This is a genomic window from Legionella qingyii, from assembly GCF_003990155.1.
Lineage (GTDB): Bacteria > Pseudomonadota > Gammaproteobacteria > Legionellales > Legionellaceae > Legionella > Legionella qingyii.
Genome location: NZ_RZGX01000035.1, coordinates 1 through 17,040 on the forward strand (window position 1 = coordinate 1; position 17,040 = coordinate 17,040).

Consider the following 17,040-nt stretch of genomic DNA (forward strand, 5'->3'; position numbering starts at 1 on the left):
AAAAGCAATTACTATCTCTCAAGAAGTTTTTGAGAAACTTTTAAGCATGCTGTATCAGTGTGCTATTCAGACTCAACAAGAGAGTCCTCACTATGGCTAAATTTTGTGAGGATCTCTCAGGAACAAGCCGCGGCACGGTGAAATGTCAACAGCCCCTAAATTAGGGCGGTGTAAGGGATGGAGCTTCATTCTCCGATTCTTCTGTCTTTGCAGCAGAAAAGAAATTATGTTTTTGGGGCTTGTTTCTATCTTTTAAAATTCCATCGGCATAACCTGTCCACGGGTATTGGCTAACTAGCGCATCTTGATAAGCTGCTCGCTCCTCTCCTTTGTAAGAATTAGGATCATCCGAAGTGACTCGCCCGTCTGGGCCTGTGTAAAATATTGATAGCTGACGCTTTAACCGTGGTAATGTCAGTTCCTTGTGCGGTCTTCCTATATTATTTCGTAGCATTGATATCTCGTCTGAAATAGAAATCCATATTTCCTCTCGAACTTTATAGCAAATCCATAGTAATGAAACAATACAATTCAATTTGATCAATAATAAAATTACTGACAAAATAGAACTCACTTTGCTCCTCTAATCTAGATTATTATATTTAAATGTCATTAATAGTTGACTTAAACCACCCTATATTTTTATTAAAAAACAAAGTCGTTGAGGCAAGTAAAAATTTATTAGATGCATTTGGATTTAATTATTTTCAATATTTACGTTGTTTTGCAGACGGCTCCATTAATTGCCTGACGAACAATACAGGACTCATTGAATACTTCCAGCAAATTGATAATGCCCCAGTGGTATTTTCTTCATTTTTACTGCGTATTAAACAACGCACAGGAAAACAGTTTGAGTTTTTTGGTTTTTTTGGGTTTCCAAGAGAAAAACCCATCCTATCTTTAATTAACTTATTGAGTAATGGTGAGTTAACCCCACTGCAAAAAAACTATCAAGCAATAAAAAAAATACACATGCTCCTTGCTGACACGAAGCAAACTTCTGATCCTAAATTGAAAGCGCTATTGAATAATGTAAAGGAGGATTTATTACGAATTCTCTATCAGGATAATAATTAATACCACGATCTATTGCTCAACAAGAAAAAGCAACCATTGAAAGCAAGCCGCCAATTAATGATTTCATTATTAACTCCTAAAGATCATTGATGCGCTAATTTTGCATATAAACCCGTGATCTTCAAGCGAGACTACTTGAAAATCTGCTATTAAATCTGTTTGTCAAATGATCATAAATCAATTAATTGGTTCATTTTTTTCGTTTTTTTACACTACAAAACAAAAACCTTGCAAATTGTCTATAATTATTCTGTCCCGATAATAAAAGTGACAGCTTTGGCTTCATCTTGTTTAAAGAAAGAATGAAATTGTATTTTTGAACTTCAACCATGAGGACAAGTAAAATGGATCTAAGAAAACGTATAGAACCAAAAACCTGGGCTTTCGTAGAAAAAATCCAGAAAGCTGGAGGTAAACCGCTTTATGATCTTCCGGTACAAGAAGGAAGGGCTATTTTTGACAAATTACAAGAATTGCCTTTAGAGAAAGAAAAACCTGAAGTGGATATTGAAGATCGTTTTATTCAACATGCGAATGGCAAATTAAACATCCGCATTGTTCGTCCTAAAGGCTCAAAAGAAAAACTCCCAGTAGTCATGTTCTACCATGGAGCAGGTTGGGTTTTTGGTGATTGGCAAACTCATGGTCGTCTTGTCCGTGAACTATCAGTAGGCGCCCATGCGGCAATTGTATTTGTCAATTATTCTTTAGCGCCTGAAGCACAATATCCAACGCAAATTGAAGAAGATTATACAGCGCTGAAATATGTTGCTGAGCATGGTAAAGAATTGAATTTAGATACTTCTCGTTTAGCTGTTGCAGGAGATAGTGTGGGTGGAAATATGGCCGCAGTAATGACACTTCTTGCTAAACAGCGCGGCGGTCCAAAAATTGATTATCAAGTGCTAATTTATCCTGTGACCGATGCAAATTTTGAAAATGATTCCTACAAAGAATTTGCCGATGGCCCCTGGCTAACCAAAAAAGCAATGGAATGGTTTTGGGACAATTATTTACCTGATAAATCCAAAAGAAAAGAAATCACAGCCTGCCCCTTGCGAGCAACTACTGAGCAACTTAAAGGATTACCCCCTGCACTCGTAATCAACGGTGAATGCGATGTATTGCGTGATGAGGGTGAAGCTTATGAGCACAAGCTTAATGCGGCGGGTGTACCCGTTACCGGAATTCGTCATCATGGCACAATTCATGACTTTTTGATGTTAAATGAGCTTGCTGATACTCCAGCATGCCGCAATGCCATTGAAACAATTAATAGTCATTTACGTATGCTCTTTGCGAAAAAACACTAACTCATACGCGTGAGGGATACTGCACCAGAACAGTATCCCTTTTATTGTTGCTTAAGATAATTCAAGATCGGATAGTGATCTTTTATTTTCAGAACCTCTTTTTTTAATTCCTGTGAATAAAGGTTCCTGATATCCTCCTGGAACTCCATTTTTGGAAAAAACAATTTGCCATAACTGGTTTGTACGAGCACGAAAACTACCCGCGCATGCCAATAAATAATAACGCCACATCCGATAAAAACGCTCGTCATATTGATCTTTTAATCGATCCCAATTTTGTTCAAAACGTTCATGCCATGCCATTAAGGTGTGATCATAATAAGCACCAAAGTTAGCCCAGTTTTCCATGATAAATACCCCTTCTGAAGCATGACTGATTTGCGCCATTGAGGGAATCATGCCATTAGGGAAAATATATTTGTTAATCCAGGGATCCGTTGTTGTTTGAGTCAAATCACCGCCAATAGTATGTAACAAGAACAAACCATTATCTTTGAGACAATCGCGAGCTTTTTGCATATAAGTGCGGTAGTTTCGATAACCGACATGCTCAAACATCCCTAGAGAAACCACACGATCAAATTGTTCATGAAGATCGCGATAATCCTGAAAGCGAATTTCAACGGGTAGGCCGGAACAGTTCTGTTTTGCATACTCAAATTGTTCTTTGGATATAGTGATGCCGACGACATTGACTCCATAGTGTTCCGCAGCATATTTTGCAAGCGCACCAAAGCCACAACCTATATCTAATACACGCATCCCTGGTTCAAGTTTCAATTTCTGGCAGCTCAATTCCAATTTATTTAATTGTGCAGTTTCCAGATCATATGCATTCCGCCAATAACCACACGTATAATTCATGCGACTGTCCAACATGGATTTAAATAAATCATTTCCCAAATCATAATGTCTTCTACCCACTTCCAGGGCACGCTTTTTTGATTGATGGTTAATCAGCTTGAGCCAAATTAATTTTGGCCATAGCCATTTGTCGGATTTAATTTTTTGATCCAGTTGAGCCTGGAGAACACGGCTGAAAAATTGGTCGAGACTTTTACAATCCCACCATCCATCCATATATGACTCACCAAGTGCCAATGAGCCGCCGTTAAAAATACGTGAGTAAAACGCTTCATTGTTAATTTGAATATCCCAAGCTTCACTCCCATTAGGAGTAATTCCTGCTGAATGCAAAAGGTCCGTTACAATTTTTTTAATCTGTTGATTCATTAGTAGACTCATCCCTTTGTACTACACGCGTCAAGAAAATATTTAGTGGTAATTATTAGCAAACGATATTACCCTACTTATCTTGCCCCCAAATAGCCAAAATACTCATACACTATGCATTCACGATACATCGATTGCAAACAATTATAATCAAAAATAGTACCGATAAACCTATAATTTTTTCGATGATACATTTTGATTTACTCATGCCCTCTCAATAAGAAATAATAAACGAATTATAAAAATCAAGGCATTAGGAATTACCTTATCATCAAGGGAGTGATTCACAGGATTTATGAAAACTCCAAGGTCGAGGCAAAAAAATGTTTTTAACGAAGAGATTGGAGTTTTTCGTAAGTCCTGATTCAAGATTGCTAAACAAGCAATGGATTCCGGGTAAAGACAAAGCGATAACCCGGCCCCATCACAAAAACATCATCAGACTTTATTAATAACTACCCGCAGTGCTTGCAATTTTAAAGTGGTACTGTGAATAAATTCCTCACTATCAACAAGCTGCTTTTTGTAAAAAGCAATTTCATCCTCACGTATCGAGGGATTAATACTTTTTAAAGCCTCAAGCCGATTTACCTCATGAGAGATATTTTGTTTCATCTGTACCGTAGCCTCTCCGAGGATCTCTTGAAGTTGTGCTTCAGCTGCTTTTTTACTTTGTGCCAATATATGTTCAAGTTCCCCATGAATCTGCTGAATAATTGGGTATCCTAAATGACGTTTCACAGGCTGGCACATTTGATTCAATTGCGTGTAATCCAAGATTTTAGAAAGATTTTTCCCTGATGCATCCATGAGCACACGAATTGGTGTAAGCGGTAAAAAACGATCCAATTGCAAATATTTTGGCGCAGCACAATTTGCGGTGAAAAAGGATTCCAAAAACAATGTTCCTGGTTTAATACTTTTAATAGAGATAGTCGCTAAAGTTGCATTACCAAGCTCAGAATCCAGGATCATTTCCATAGACTCACTGACCATAGGATGTTCCCAACTTAAGAATTCGACATCCTCACGCACCAGCGCTTTTGCACGCGAATAAGTTACCGTAACCCCGTCTTCTTTTAGCCCTGGAAAATGGCTTGTCTTCATATGATCCGTAGGGCGCAATATTTCCGAAGATTCAGAATGGTATTCATGATCGATACCATATTCCTGAAACACTTGCGCCATATAATTTTCTAAGCCCAAACAATTTTCCTCTGCTTCAATAGCCGCAATCAATGCCTCTGCTTCCGGTGCATTGCAGGAATTTAACTCCAACAATCGATCTCGTCCTTCATGAAGTGCCTGATTAATTTGTTCGGCACGTGTTTTTGTTTCGGCAATCAGCTGATCAAGTTTTTCCTTATTTGTATCTACCGTATCAAGAATCGGCAGTAACTGCTCTTCAAATTCTTCATAGAGGCTAAAACCAACAGAGCAACTTTTTGTAAATAGGTTAATCCCTTCGTGATACCAGCGAAACAATTTCTCTTGTACGGTATTCATCAAATAAGGAACATAAATTTCAATAGCATGTCGCTGGCCTATACGATCCAGTCGGCCAATGCGTTGCTCCAGTAAATCGGGGTTTAATGGCAAATCAAACAGGACTAGATGATGAGCAAATTGAAAGTTTCGACCTTCACTTCCTATTTCAGAACAAATAAGCGCCTGAGCACCATTTTCTTGTTCAGCAAAATAAGCGGCGGCTCGATCGCGCTCAATAATCGATAGTCCCTCATGAAAAGAAGTACTGCGAATCCCTATTTTGACTTTTAAATACTGATCCAATGCAATGGCGGTGTTTGCCTTGGCACAAATAACCAGCACTTTTTCGGGGTAGACTTCATTGATTTTGTTTGCTAACCACCTAACTCGAGGATCCTGTTCAAGCCACAACTCTTTCTCCACAAGTTGTTCGGGATAAAGCTTTCTTTGACCTTTTTGTTCATCCAGATCAGAATAAATCGCCGGGCATTCCAAGGGATTTGCATGTACTCGTCGCTCGGGAAAACCCTGAATTGCTGCACGCGTATTGCGAAATAGAACACGGCCTGTTCCATGTCGGTCGAGCAGATCTTTAATGATCCGATTAACACTCAAACCGGTTATTTCTCCCAAATAAGCTTCTAATTGAGCCTTGTGTTCTGCATTCAAGGCATCCGTTGATGCTTGCTCCCCATAAATCATCAACTCTTGTACCAGTTTATTGATTTGTTGGTACCCTTCTTCTTCTTTTTTAAACACAGAAAAATCATAAAATCGTGAAGGATCTAGCAGCCTTAACCGAGCAAAATGACTGGCAATTCCCGCCTGCTCTGGTGTTGCAGTGAGAAGCAACAAGCCCTTGCTTTGTCCGGCTAATTCTTCAATACATTCATATTCAGGACTCTTTTCTTCCTCGGACCAATGCAAATGATGCGCTTCATCTACAATCAGCAAATCCCACTGACTACTAAGCGCGTGTTGGCGTGCTTTTTCATGTTCCATAAGGAAATCCAGGCTGCATAAAACCAATTGCTCATTGTCAAAAAGATTCTCTTGTGTTGTACCGATCTGTATCCCTTCTTCTTCATCTAACTCATACACAAGTTCATAGCGTTCCGCATCAATGATCGAGAAATACAAATTAAAACGTCGAATCATCTCGACAAGCCATTGATGAATCAAAGTTTGTGGTACGACTATCAATACTCGATTAGCGCGGCCGGTACATAACTGATAGTGGAGAACCATGCCTGCTTCTATGGTCTTACCAAGACCTACTTCATCGGCAAGCAGAACCCTTGGAGCATAACGCTGAGCCACTTCGCGCGCGATATAAACCTGATGTTTGAGATGACTGGTTCGTGAACCCAATAAACCCCTAACGATGGATTGCTGTAGTCTACTGACATGATTTAGGGTATCGATTCTCAACTTAAACGTATTCAACTTATCAAGCAATCCACTAAACAGTCTTTGCTCAGGAGTATTGAGTTTGATAAAACAATCCAGGGAAAGCTCACTGATACGCAACTCATTACCTTCTTCATCTACTCCTGTATAAAAAAGCAATCCTTGGCGCTCTTCAACTTGCGTAATATGCATTTTTTTTTGGTCAGAAGTATTTACCTCTTCGCCTACTTTATAAATGATACGGCTCAGTGGGGCACTGTCTGTAGAGTAAATTCGTTCCTCGCCAGCAGCCGGAAAACTCAAACTCACTTGTCTACCATTTAAATCAATAATGATACCTAAACCTAGTTGTGTTTCTGTGTTACTTATCCAGCGTTGGCCAATATTAAAAGTCATAAAAAAATCATCTTTAATTGTTAAGTGTGGATAAAATAATCAAAAATTTAAATAAACTCAACTTGACTTGTATTCTTTTTTTGAATAGGATGGCTCGGTTTTAAACAAACCGAGGGTTACACTATGGAATTTAAACGCGATAAAAACATTGCGCAAGACTCAGAATACTCAAACGACCAATATAATAGATATTCAAGAGAACAAAGGACAACATCCAGAAGAGGTGATTTTGCATACCCAAGCAATCCATATCAGCAAGAAAGCAGAAGAACTCCATTACAAAAAGAAAAATCAGGAAAAGAACTTTCAATCTTTGATGCTTGCTTAGGCGCTCCAACAGAAAAGCAGAGAACCCGAGCTGCACTTAATGAGAGAGGAAGGGAATATATTACAGCAGCCCGAGATACAATCCCCGGGTTCTTCACTCCCATGAAAAGAAAAAAAGAATTCGCTGTACTAGCAGCAGCTCCAATTGTTTGTCCTGTTATCTTAGCTATTGTTAGTGCTGCATCAGCAATCGTTGCTGCAGGAGCCGCATTAACTGCTTTGGGAAGTTTGGTTTTTGCTGCAGGCGCAGGCTTACATAGCTTACGCAAACCCGAAGCAAAAGAAACAACCCGCGAAGCGCTTATGGTTGCTAAGAAAGCCGGTATTGTTGCGGCTGCTTGTGCTGCGGCTACAATTGCTGCTGCTTTATTAGCCGTTGTTTTAGCTCCTGTAGCTTTGGCATATTTTGTTACTCGCTCTGGTGCAACCCTTGCTAATGCAGCTTCTAAGTGTATTTCTTCTTGTTCCTCTAAAGAAAATGCAGAAAAGAGAGAACTTGACTCTACTACCCCTGTAGTTAGCATGCAATAAGTCTACTGATTTAAAGTTGGGCTATAAAGCCCAACTTATGATTGGCAATAAATTTTTTAAACTCGCTAAATAATACCTGTTTGCTGAGTCAACCCCTTATTCGTTCTAAAAAACAAATTTTCCTTGTTTTTTTAAGTTATCCTGGTTAAAAATAGTAGGCACAGGAAGATTATTCAACAGAAAGGAAATCGTATGGCTACCAAAGCAGAAGAGCTTCAACATCTTATCGAAATTGATACTGCCGAAAAAAAACCAGTACCCCCCCCAAAAAAACCAATAGAAGAAAAAATAGAGTCTCAATTAAAGATTCTCAGTGAGCATATAGAACAAGATAAGCTCGAAAAAATTACCATTACCAAAGAAATATTTGAGGAAATTAGAAAAAGTCTTCAAGATACCGTCAAAAGCATGGAAAAAAACCCAAGTATTTTTTCGCGCGCCGCAGAATACTGGGGAGAACTACCACTTTGGCAAAAAATTATTGGTGGTGTTGCCTTAACTGTTCCTACATTAATCATTGGCATCGCAGCACATATTGGTTTTCTTTTGGCGCTGTGTGGCGTCACTGCCGTTACTTATGCAGCAGGGGGAGTCATTCTTGATGATCATCATAAATGCAGTACCAGTGCTGTAGAAAGCTTACAAAAAGGAATTTTGGGGCTGGCTGATCTTCTTGAATTAACCATTAATGCACTGGATATTATCCGTAAACAATTGGCAACAGAAATTCAAAAATTCGTCAACGAAAATGCAAAACTTGTAGAAAATATTGAGGAGTTAAGCAAACAAATTGATGCAATTGACAAGCAAGTAATCGCTACTTCTAAAGTAAATAGAAAATTAGGCGAAACCAAAGACGGTTTGGTGGCAGTTTCTGAGTCCCTTAAAGAAGGAGTGACACAGCAGGATCAATTGATGAAGGAAAACCAAGAAAAGTTAGATCGGATTACTGAAGCATACAGTGCCAGTCAAAAAGAATTAGCACAAAAAGTTCTTGAAGTTCAAAAAGTAAGATTCGAGCTTGGAGAAGAACTGACTAAAGCGAGATCACTGATAGAAGCTCTTCATAGCTCGGTAAGTCAATTATCACTTGTCGCCCTTGGCGATGAAGAACAACGCCAAGCATTTAAAATAAAACTAGATGAATTCATAAATAATAAAGAGGCAAGTTTTCTGCAGATATCGGATCGCATTTGCGCATCGGAAGAGAAACTTAAGCTCGTACAACAAGAATTAGAAAGCACAAACAGACGTTATCATGAGCTCCTAAAGATACAAGAAAGACACATAGATAAGCTCGAAATACTCAGTACCCAACCTCCTTCAGAACAAACACCGAAAACAATACCGGTTGGAGAGTCGCTGAGCAATGTGGGAATTTATGCAACAAAGCAAGGGGCTCGCGTCAGTCAAGAAACCCAAATTGAATCGCTTCAATTTAACTAGAAGTCATTTAATTCATACTCCCTCTCCACATATTTTTTCTGACTGGAGAGGGATTAAGACAGGCATTGTAGCCTGAATTAGCAAAGTAGAATCGAGGTTTTCCTACCCCAGTTACTAGTTGATGCAAGATGCTTAGTTATTTTTTTTAGGCTATCCTTAGAAATCATATGCAGCGAAAAGGATTTGATATGAGCTTCAAAGAAAAAGTGGCCATTCTTGGCAGTTCCCGCACTCCATTTGTCAAATCACAAACCTACTATTTAGGGAAGTCCAATCATGATTTGTTGGGATCCGTATTAGCTGATCTGATCAATAAAACCAAGATTCAAGGTGAACTATTGGGTGATTTTATTGCAGGAGCCATTATGAATCATCCTTTTGACTGGAATCTAGCGCGTGAAACTGTTTTGGGCAGTGCCCTATCACCTGAAACTCCGGGACTAACCATACAACGTGCCTGTGGTACAGGTTTAGAAGCAATAAACTTGATTGCGCTAAAGATTGCCAGTGGACAAATTACAGCAGGAATAGGGGGCGGGACGGATACGAACTCAGATACGCCATTAATTGGTCAAAGAAAACTAACCCATTTTTTAATTAAATTTCAACATGCAAAAGGCATTAAGGAAAAGCTTGGTATTCTCAAAGAATTCCGCTTGGGCATGTTAAAACCGCAATTACCGGAAGTTCGCGAACCACGAACGGGCCTATCCATGGGGGATCATTGTGAACTGATGGTTAAAGAATGGCAAATTACTCGCAAGGCACAGGATGAATTAGCATTTCGCTCACATCAGCATGCAGCACTAGCCTATGATGAAGGATTTTATGAAGATTTGATTGCACCTCTTGATTCCTTAAAACGTGATACGATTACTCGCAAAGATACGTCTTTGGAAAAATTAGCAGCCTTAAAACCTTCTTTTGATAAATCAGATAAAGGCAGTTTAACGGCAGGAAACTCAACCCCACTCACCGATGGGGCATCTGTGGTACTATTAGGATCTCCTCAATGGGCTAATAGCCATCAGCTGGAGCCACTCGCTTACTTTGTTGATTGTGAATTAGCCGCCGTAGATTTTGTGCATGGTGCAGGCCTATTAATGGCACCCACGATTGCAGTCTCCCGTTTATTGGCCAGAAATCGTCTCACCCTACACGACTTTGATTATTATGAAATTCATGAAGCCTTTGCCGGTCAAGTACTCTGTACTTTAAAAGCCTGGGAATCCGCTGAATATTGTCAAAAAATTTTGAACCGCAAAAAACCTTTAGGAAGTATTGATACGCAAAGAATGAATATTAAAGGTGGAAGCCTTGCCCTTGGCCATCCATTCGCTGCTACAGGTGGACGATTAGTCGGTGCTGCCGCCAAAATACTCGCCGATAAGGGGCAAGGTCGTATTCTGTTAAGCGTTTGTACTGCCGGGGGGATGGGCGTTGCTGCAATTATTGAACGCTAGCATGGTGTGTAAAGCCTAGGCAAGTCATTACAATTAAGAACACCATAAACCTGGGTTTTTCGCTTCGCGAGCCCCTGGCGATTGGATGATTTAAATGATTGAATAGGGTCTTATTTCTGGTTGGATCCTTGCTCTATGGAGCTCTTGGGCTTTATGGGCAAAAAAATTACTTGCCAGATAGGCACTAACAGCAACAGTTGAAGAAACGGCCTCCGTTGCAGCCAAAGGCGGAGTTTGTTCTACTTCATTCCGCTTAAAGAAAAATCCGCCGCCATAAGTTGCATTTGCGGCCACATTAATTGTTTTTTTGAGCAACACATTCAAATTATCAAAATATAATGGAATTGTGAAATTACTATCACCGAGATCAATCCCTATATTAAAAGGTTCTGATATCACCGGGCCATTGTAATGTGCACCTCTCACAAGTTGTTTGCTATGTGGCGGGTAAGTAATACTGGGAAAGCTCTTTTCTGAAATATGGAGTACTGCGGCTGTAATTGCGTTGCTGAGCATGGCATTAGAAACCGCTCCAGTAAACGCTTCCGCGCCTACATATGCATACTCTTTGTAACTAGGGTTAGCAATTTGAATCGCATTCGTGCGTGCATAATAACGCCGCTCTTCTCTGTTTTGTTGCCAATGGTTAATACTGGCCCCTAATGTTTTTAAAGCGACACCTGACGCGACACAAATCGCGCTAGCAGTTTGCAACGTTCCTGCATTAACATAATCGGTGAGGTTGTACGTGGTGCCATTATTTACATGATTATTGTAAGACAAAGGGTACGATTCGTTAAAGCGATAGTTCTCCAAATTCGTCAGGTCAACACCTAGGGTAAAATTACCCGCTGCATGAACCGAGCCATAATACGATGCAGTCACATCATGCAAAGAAAGCGCATTAGAAACAGCAAATGCGACGCCGCCTAAAGAGCATGCCAATGTAGCGCAGACGTTCATGGTATCTGCTACTGTATGAACTGTTGTATCAAATACCCAATTAGTTGCCGTCCAAAATTTATCCATCCACCGCATAAATATACCTTTCTTTAACCATAAAAAAAGACTCACTCTGTTTTGAATCATGGCAAGCCAAAAGATTGACAAATATCTGTCCGAATTATCAGAACATATCTATTTCAACGGGTCAAGCGGGGCTTAGACATTGCTTGAAAGAAATAAAAAGATTGCACGCTATCACATCCTAAAAGTGATGCAAATAAGAATTTACTTCACTGGCACGGTTAGTAAACAGCCAATTTATTCCACGATTGAGTTCCCTGTATAAACTGAATTTGGAGTCGACCATACCCACACCAATAATTTTTCCGGCCGACTTTAGCCGGTTAAGAGCTTTGTTGCCGATCATAAGATAATGACCCAATACGCCCCCATAATCTTCATTTAAACTAACATCACAAAATTGATCCACATTGTTATGAACCGCTACAAGCAACAGCGCATTTTTCGGAAATTTCGACAAAAAAGAAAAGATGCTCGAATTTAAAGTAAGCAGATGATAATGTTCACCAGCAGATAATCCTTGCAACGATTTGACTAAGGCTTCCTCGTCCTGAAAGGGTACTTTTAATTCGATAAGCAAATGCATACGCCCCCCATAAGCCGCAATAACTTCATCAAGGGTGGGCACATCAGGAGCGAGGTCACGTAGTTCTTTAAAGCTCAAATTGGCAATTGCCCGGTCATGCCCCCAAAGACGTTTTAATGTCGCATCATGGTTTACCACAAGCACTTTATCTGCTGTTGCATGTACATCAAACTCAATTCCCCAACAACCTAATTCTTTTGCCAGGTTAAATGCTGCAAGCGTATTTTCAATAATACCCTGAGCATTGTTATGCGCCCCCCGATGTGCAATCAAACGTGCGGCTTTGACCATCTCTAAAGAGGGTTTATCTCTTGGGACAACAGCAAAATAGCTATCCACTATTTTTTCTAGCAAGTTAAGTGACACACTAATATCCTGATGTTTTATATCCTTTTATTCTAAGCAGGTAACATTGAAAACGCAAAAGTAGCTGATTTCTCTTGCAACTTGTGTAAAAATATTAGACTTTTTAATTGATGAACTGTTTATGCCTTTAATTACCACCGAAATTGATCGGGCTATCCACGATTTAAAAGAAGGGAAACCTGTAGCCATTCCTACAGAAACTGTCTATGGATTAGCCGCACCTATTAACAATGAAAAGGCAATTAGAGCAGTTTTTGCAATGAAAGATAGACCCTTGAATCATCCTTTGATTGTTCATGTTGCCCCCAACTGGGATCTCAACACGCTAGTCGAAGATATTCCTGTCTATGCCCAACAACTCATTAAAAAATTTTGGCCAGGCCCTTTAACTCTTGTGTTGCATTGTAAACGCGATCAAATTAATCCATTAATTACCGGTGGCCAAACTACAGTAGCGATTAGATGTCCAGCCCACCCCATAGCCCAGGAATTATTAACCAAATTAGGCATCCCTTTAGTCGCACCCTCCGCCAACCCATTTGGGAAGGTCAGCCCCACTACAGCACAGCATGTTAGTGAATCATTCCCTAACCAGGAATTAACCATATTAGATGGAGGCCGCTGTGCAGTAGGAATTGAGTCCACCATCATTGATGCGACTCATGCAGAAAACTATCAGATTTTACGCCATGGACTTATCGATGAAAAAACCCTGGCAAATGTGATCGCGACTCCGTCATTTCACCACGAAAACACCCTTAGAGTCCCAGGGAAATTGGAAAGTCATTATCAGCCCCAAAAGATCCTATATTATTTTGCCTCCTACAAAATACTTGCAGATTTTTGTCAAAATAATCCAGATAAAGTCTATGCCATTGCAAGCAATCGACCAGCGGGCATCCGCGAAGATCATTTTCATCGCTTAGAAGATCATCCTGAAAAAGTGGCATTTGACTTGTATTATCAATTAAGAAAAGCCGATGCATCCGATGCCGAGATTATTGCAATCGAACTTCCCCCAACTACAGGAGAATGGCAAGGAGTAAGAGAGCGAATTTTAAAAGCAGGAACTCCTTATGGCAGTTAATCCGGGCATGATTACTTCACTTAATCTGAAAAAGCCATTGACAGAGCAGCAAAATATGAGTACCTTAGCCGCACAATGCCGAGGTGGTGGAATTGGTAGACACGCTAGCTTCAGGTGCTAGTGGGGGCAACTCCGTGGAGGTTCGAGTCCTCTTCTCGGTACCATTGACTAAGTTTAAAGCGCTTCTTTATGTTTCGTAAAAACATGTAATGCATTGATTATTATAGAAATAATACTGACTTCTCTCTCTCAAACCTTTATAAACTATTCGTTATTTTTCATATATAATCGTGAGCACTTTGGGTAAAATTTCTATTCCCTTTATTTTCAAAGTTACCGATAGTCGAGGCAACTACAATGCTTTCAGATGCAATGATGAAGTCATCAAAAATAGCAGATGGCAAACATCACTCCGTACTATTTAAAAGAAGTTTAGAACGACAATACAGTCAGGACTTACGAAAAACCGAGGGGCGCAAGAGATTAAGCAACAAAGCCATCCCAAGTAACAATTTGATTCCGGCCATTATTTTTAGCCTGATATAAGGCGTCATCAGCACGCATAAATAAAGAATCTGTATCGTCACCCTGAATAATATTAGTTAAACCAAAAGAAACCGTAACAGGAACTCTTTTGCCACGAAAAAGAAAATGGAAATTTTCAATTTCGTAGCGCAGGCTTTCAAGCTTTTCTTTAGTTTGCTCTAACGATAACCCTTCAAAAATAATAACAAATTCCTCACCACCATAACGTGCAAGAAAATCGATAGGACGCATTGAGTCCTGAAATATAGACGCGATTTTCATCAAAACTTTATCTCCCGTAAGATGGCCATATTTATCATTAATATTTTTAAAATGATCAATATCCGCTAGTGCCAAAACAATATTTACTCCAGTAGTTTGCCAACGAGAATACGCTTTTTTGATAGAGATATTATAAAAATTTCGATTTGCAATTTTAGTAAGTGAATCTGAATTGATTTGAATGCTTTGGTCTAAAATAGTTTTTTTCATTTGGACATTTTCTTCTTCGAATCGCATCATCCTTTTTTGTAACTCATTGATTTGACTTTCATAGAATTGCAAACGTAAATCTTCTGCTTCCTTATAAGATTGAATTTGGCTGCTGATGCAATTCAAATTTTTATTTAAGTAATCAATTAATTGAGCAATTGATGTTGCACTCGACATGTTTGACTGAATATTATCCAGTGTAGTCTGAATACCTAATTCCAGCTTATTTCGTTCCTCTTTTGAATTTTTATTATGTTCAAATGTTGTTTTTAAATAATTGTTTACCTGAAAAAGTTGATTAGTAATCTTCTCAAGAAGAAATTTAAGCTGACCTTGCTCTTTGCCAAATAATTCTATAGCGAGAATTTTTATTTCCTCGATTACCTGAATTAACAGGCCAGCATTCAAATTATGCTCTAATGCGTTCTCTATAGATACTAATTGGTTAGCAAACTCGGGAGGAGTTTTAAAGCAGTGGAGAAGCTCAAGTAAATGCTCATTAATTTTTTTAGACAAAATAGTCAAATCAGAGTCATCAAGTATATTTGCGGAGTTCTTTTCTAATAAAGTATTTAGCGCAGAAACAACGGAACTTAATTTTTGCTTTATTATTATTGCATCAACATCATCATTGATTACTTCGTTAAAAAAACATACCTTATCATCCCAATCACTACTAAATCCGATTTGCAATCGAGCTAATTCAGATATACCTTTGCGAAGATGCTTAATTTCATTTTGCATATTGCCGCAGTTTTCTTCGTAAAATTTGATTGTTCTAACAATTTTATTTTTTAACTCATCATCCATCGACTTCATTGTCAACCTACCTTATAACCATCCCTTTATCTAATCACAATTCATCTACTGATGAATACTCATCAAATACAAATTCGGCTTTGAAAATATAGATAATTATAGCTCATGAATAGTACCTGATGAATTAGAATATACCAATTGGGAGCTTTCCTCTTAAAGAGCCAATGCTGTACGACGAGCACTCATTAAATTAATGACTAAATCGTGTGCAGGAAAAGTTAATTGGCTTAGGGTATTATTAGAGCGACTCAAAAGGAGGATCCTATGAACATCATTATTGGCGGCGGAACAGGATTAGTTGGTCAAATATTGGTGCCCGAATTACTTAAGTCTGCACATAATATTTATGTAATTGGGCGAGATGAAAAGAAAATAAAACGTTTCTTCTCAAGTACTGTTCATGCTGTCACTTGGGATAAGCTTAATACATTAAATCCAAATGAGTTTGATGTAATTATTAATTTGACTGGCGAAAACATTGCGGATCATCGCTGGAATGCGAGAACAAAAGAAAAGCTACTTTCGAGCCGCCTTGAAACAACCAACCAATTGGTACTTTGGGGGATTAAGGCGACCGCCAAAAAACCTCACTTGTATAATGCAAGCGCGATTGGCATTTATGGTTTACAGAAAAAACTCGCACAAGACAATATTATATTTACTGAAACAACTCCCCCTATCAACTCCCCTAAAACCAATTTTGCAAATCAACTGGTTACTCAGTGGGAAGAGGCTGCAAAAAAAGGCTTTGAAGTGGGTATGCCTGTTACTTTAATGCGCTTTGGTGTGGTTTTAAAACGTGGTGAAGGTATGTTAAAAAAATTGGAATTACCGGCTCAATATGGGATGGGAGCGGTGATTGGTTCAGGAGAGCAACCCCTTGCATGGATTGATAGCACCGATCTCGTTGAGGGAATCCTGTTTTTGATATCACATCCCGAAATTACAGGGCCGGTAAATCTGGTTGCACCAGAGCAGGTGTCACAAAAAACATTTACCAAAACGTTAGCCCAGGTACTCAAAAAACCGGCGTTAATGTGGATGCCTGCATGGGCTGTACAACTTTTATTTGGTCAAATGGGTGAGGAGTTATTATTGTCAGGACAAACTGTCGCGCCACAACGATTGTCAGAGTATCAATTTAATTTCAAATACCCGACTTTATTGTCCGCTTTAACTAAAGAATTTAGAGGTTAAGAATTATTGGGAACGCTGTTTGCATTAAATTAATAAGCGTTAGTGAGACTGTATAACCTCGGAGCAGCGCAGTGGAATCCGGCTTAATGAATAAAATTCCAAGTTCCGCTGCGTATATAAAATGGAGCGCGCGGTGCCTGAGAGATGGTCACAAAAAGTGACCATTATTTTTAAAAAAAGAATAATTTTTTTTGAAGTGCATGAAGATATGTGATCCAATATATTTTCGACATTATAAGGGTTCACCATCATGCA

General features: G+C 39.1%; 13 protein-coding genes and 1 tRNA gene. 8 read left to right on the forward strand and 6 right to left on the reverse strand.

What is annotated here, in order from left to right:
- Nucleotides 1-160: 160 nt before the first annotated feature.
- Complete coding sequence (locus ELY20_RS16390) at nucleotides 161-454, reverse strand: hypothetical protein (protein ID WP_110144171.1); 294 nt, start codon at nucleotides 452-454, stop codon at nucleotides 161-163.
- Between the two features lie 152 nt (nucleotides 455-606).
- Here ELY20_RS16390 and ELY20_RS17225 point away from each other — a divergent pair, with 152 nt between their 5' ends.
- Both ELY20_RS17225 and ELY20_RS16400 read left to right on the forward strand, forming a co-directional pair.
- Nucleotides 607-1,080 (forward strand): hypothetical protein, encoded by a 474-nt coding sequence (locus tag ELY20_RS17225; RefSeq protein ID WP_233590638.1) that lies wholly within the window; start codon nucleotides 607-609, stop codon nucleotides 1,078-1,080.
- 344 nt (nucleotides 1,081-1,424) lie between these two features.
- Nucleotides 1,425-2,393 (forward strand): alpha/beta hydrolase, encoded by a 969-nt coding sequence (locus ELY20_RS16400; RefSeq protein WP_110144173.1) that lies wholly within the window; start codon nucleotides 1,425-1,427, stop codon nucleotides 2,391-2,393.
- Between the two features lie 51 nt (nucleotides 2,394-2,444).
- On the opposite strand, the gene cfa is transcribed toward ELY20_RS16400, so the two are convergent.
- Both cfa and rapA read right to left on the reverse strand, forming a co-directional pair.
- The gene (gene cfa, locus ELY20_RS16405; RefSeq protein WP_110144174.1) at nucleotides 2,445-3,626 is read right to left on the reverse strand and encodes a cyclopropane fatty acyl phospholipid synthase; all 1,182 of its coding nucleotides are present in this window, start codon (nucleotides 3,624-3,626) and stop codon (nucleotides 2,445-2,447) included.
- 438 nt (nucleotides 3,627-4,064) lie between these two features.
- Nucleotides 4,065-6,920 carry an RNA polymerase-associated protein RapA gene (gene rapA, locus ELY20_RS16410; RefSeq protein WP_110144175.1) on the reverse strand — a complete coding sequence of 952 codons (2,856 nt, stop codon included), beginning with the start codon at nucleotides 6,918-6,920 and terminating at the stop codon, nucleotides 4,065-4,067.
- 123 nt (nucleotides 6,921-7,043) lie between these two features.
- Here rapA and ELY20_RS16415 point away from each other — a divergent pair, with 123 nt between their 5' ends.
- The 3 genes from ELY20_RS16415 to ELY20_RS16425 all read left to right on the forward strand — a co-directional run bounded on the left by ELY20_RS16415 (nucleotide 7,044) and on the right by ELY20_RS16425 (nucleotide 10,687).
- The gene (locus ELY20_RS16415) at nucleotides 7,044-7,778 is read left to right on the forward strand and encodes a hypothetical protein (protein WP_110144176.1); all 735 of its coding nucleotides are present in this window, start codon (nucleotides 7,044-7,046) and stop codon (nucleotides 7,776-7,778) included.
- 192 nt (nucleotides 7,779-7,970) lie between these two features.
- Nucleotides 7,971-9,224 (forward strand): LegC2/C7 family Dot/Icm T4SS effector, encoded by a 1,254-nt coding sequence (locus ELY20_RS16420; RefSeq protein ID WP_110144177.1) that lies wholly within the window; start codon nucleotides 7,971-7,973, stop codon nucleotides 9,222-9,224.
- Between the two features lie 188 nt (nucleotides 9,225-9,412).
- The gene (locus tag ELY20_RS16425; RefSeq protein WP_110144178.1) at nucleotides 9,413-10,687 is read left to right on the forward strand and encodes an acetyl-CoA C-acetyltransferase; all 1,275 of its coding nucleotides are present in this window, start codon (nucleotides 9,413-9,415) and stop codon (nucleotides 10,685-10,687) included.
- Between the two features lie 90 nt (nucleotides 10,688-10,777).
- Here the strand turns inward: ELY20_RS16425 and ELY20_RS16430 are convergent, their stop codons facing one another.
- On the reverse strand, nucleotides 10,778-11,725 hold the full coding sequence (locus tag ELY20_RS16430) for a hypothetical protein (protein WP_110144179.1): 948 nt from the start codon (nucleotides 11,723-11,725) through the stop codon (nucleotides 10,778-10,780).
- 169 nt (nucleotides 11,726-11,894) lie between these two features.
- The gene (locus ELY20_RS16435; protein ID WP_110144180.1) at nucleotides 11,895-12,665 is read right to left on the reverse strand and encodes a glycerophosphodiester phosphodiesterase; all 771 of its coding nucleotides are present in this window, start codon (nucleotides 12,663-12,665) and stop codon (nucleotides 11,895-11,897) included.
- Between the two features lie 121 nt (nucleotides 12,666-12,786).
- Between ELY20_RS16435 and ELY20_RS16440 the strand changes: the two genes are divergently transcribed.
- Together ELY20_RS16440 and ELY20_RS16445 are read left to right on the forward strand one after the other, a co-directional pair.
- The gene (locus ELY20_RS16440; RefSeq protein ID WP_110144181.1) at nucleotides 12,787-13,752 is read left to right on the forward strand and encodes an L-threonylcarbamoyladenylate synthase; all 966 of its coding nucleotides are present in this window, start codon (nucleotides 12,787-12,789) and stop codon (nucleotides 13,750-13,752) included.
- A gap of 77 nt (nucleotides 13,753-13,829) precedes the next feature.
- Nucleotides 13,830-13,916: transfer RNA gene (locus ELY20_RS16445), tRNA-Leu, on the forward strand.
- Between the two features lie 319 nt (nucleotides 13,917-14,235).
- Here ELY20_RS16445 and ELY20_RS16450 read toward each other — a convergent pair.
- The gene (locus ELY20_RS16450) at nucleotides 14,236-15,588 is read right to left on the reverse strand and encodes a GGDEF domain-containing protein (RefSeq protein ID WP_110144182.1); all 1,353 of its coding nucleotides are present in this window, start codon (nucleotides 15,586-15,588) and stop codon (nucleotides 14,236-14,238) included.
- Nucleotides 15,589-15,852: 264 nt separating this feature from the next.
- Between ELY20_RS16450 and ELY20_RS16455 the strand changes: the two genes are divergently transcribed.
- A complete protein-coding gene (locus ELY20_RS16455) occupies nucleotides 15,853-16,785 on the forward strand; it encodes a TIGR01777 family oxidoreductase (RefSeq protein WP_110144183.1) in 933 nt (310 codons plus the stop codon).
- Nucleotides 16,786-17,040: the final 255 nt, after the last annotated feature.